Here is a 1,968-nt window from a genome sequence, read left to right as displayed (position 1 = left end):
TTGGACTTGAAGTGGTTGGTCACCACGACGAAGTCGAGGGTGCCGGCGGTGAAGGTCTGCGCGATCGGCTCGCGGGCGTTGAACCAGACGGTCTCGTCGTTGACCGACCGCGACGCGCCCTTCGGCTACTGCGGCGGCGATCTTGAGCCAGGCGTCCCGGGTCGCTGCGGAGAGCTGGGCGTACCGGATCGGCTCCCCGGTGTCGATCAGCCGCTCGTACGGGGCCAGCAGCACCGCCCTGGTCCGCGCGGCGAAGTGCTCCTCGATCGCGGGCAGGTCGATCTCCTTGCGGGACGGCGGCATGGAGACCACCGTGACCGCCTGCCGGACCAGCCGTTGCCGCCCACTCTGCTCCAGGTGGTCCAGCATCCGGGCGGCGGTCTCGGCCGAGTCGTTACGCGCCGACATGGTGACCAACAGCTGGTCGGTGGCGTCCATCGCGGCCTGCCAGTTCTGCGCGCGGACGTTGTTCCCGGTGTCCACGAAGATCAGCTTGTAGAACCGGCTGACCACCTCACGAATCTCGCCGAAGGCGGCGGCGGTGAGCATCTCGCCGCCGGTGGCCGACTCGTCGGAGGCGAGGACGTCGAACATCCCCTCGCCCTGGGAGCGGACGTACTGCGACAGGTCGCCGACCCGCCCGTGCGCGCCGTGGAACTGACCCAGGTCGCGCAGCAGGTCCCGCACCGTACGCGAGTGGAAGTCCTGCTGGGCCCGCATGCCGAGGGTGCCCTGAGTCTCGTTGTTGTCCCAGGCCAGCACGTACCCGCCGCGTTTCTGGCCGAACGTCATCGCGAGCAGCAGGATGGCGACGGTCTTGCCCGCGCCGCCCTTCGGGTTGACCACTGTCACCTGTCGTAGCCCGCCGAAGTTGCGGCGTACCGTCTCGATGTCCCGCTTGAGTTCCAGCTCGTGCCGTCCCGGCGGGAGCTTCACCAGACCGGTCTTGTTGACCACGGCGCGGACGCCCATCGTGGCCACCGGGTCGGCCGGGCGTACCTGCCGGCGGCGGGCGAAATCCTCGGCGGTCGGCGCGCCGCCCAGGTCCGGGTTCCAGTCCTGCTCCGCGTAGGCCGGTGGCACCCGGGACGCGGTCTCGGCCGGCTGGTACGCCTGGTGCGGCAGCGGGTGGGCCAGCGGTGGTGGTGCCCCATGCTGCTGCCAGGGCGGCGGATTCCAGGCCGGCTGTGGCGGGAACGGGCCGGGCGGCGACGACGCGTACGGCGGTTCGGTCGGTGCCGCCACCGACCCGGTGTACGGCGCTACGGGTGGCCCGTTCTCCGCCGGCCCCACCACCGGTGCCGGCGGCACCGCACCCTCGTGCGGCGACGGCGCGGGCACCGGGTCGTGCTGCGGCACGGCCATCGGATCGTGCTGGGACAGCGGCGTGGGCACCGGATCGTGGTGCGGTATCGGCGCGGTCGCTGGATCGTGGTGCGGTATCGGCGTCGGGTTGGGGTGTGGCGGAACCGGCGGGTGCGGGCTGGTCTGTCGGGGGATCGGCGGGCCCGGCAGGTGCGGGGCGACCGGCGGGAGTGGCGGGACCGGTGCGGCCCAGGCGGGCGGAGGCGCACCGGCGGACGCCTCGCCGGTCGGTACCGGGGCGGCGGCCTCGGGGGCGGGACGCTGCGGTGGCTGCGCCCACGGTGACGTGGCCTGCGGGCGGGCGACCGGCGGTGCCTGACCGCTCCGCTGCGGATCGTCGACAGCCGAGTCGGCCGGGGCGTCCGCCACCTCACCGGCGACGCCCGGCCCGGTGTGATCGGGCGCGACTGGGGCCGGGCCGGGCGGCGTGACCTCCCGGGGCGCGGCGAGCGAGGTCGGCTGGTCGAGGGTGAAGGGCTGGTCCAGGTCGACCCGGGCGGTTTCCCTCCGGGGTCCGCCCGGCGGCGGCTCCCATCCCGTTGCGCTCGGCCTGTCCACCTCCCCGCCGGGAACGGCGGGAGCTGTCTGCCAGGTGTTGGCCGG

General features: G+C 73.7%; 1 pseudogene. It reads right to left on the bottom strand.

Annotation, left to right across the window (positions count from 1 at the left end):
• A pseudogene (locus C1I93_RS32855) lies at positions 1-1,509 on the bottom strand (MinD/ParA family ATP-binding protein); the annotation flags it as partial.
• Positions 1,510-1,968: the final 459 nt, after the last annotated feature.

This window comes from Micromonospora endophytica (genome assembly GCF_003236305.1).
GTDB classification, from domain to species: Bacteria; Actinomycetota; Actinomycetes; order Mycobacteriales; family Micromonosporaceae; genus Micromonospora; species Micromonospora endophytica.
Note: the sequence above shows the minus strand (reverse complement) of the source record. Positions and strands in the feature narration are given on the sequence as shown.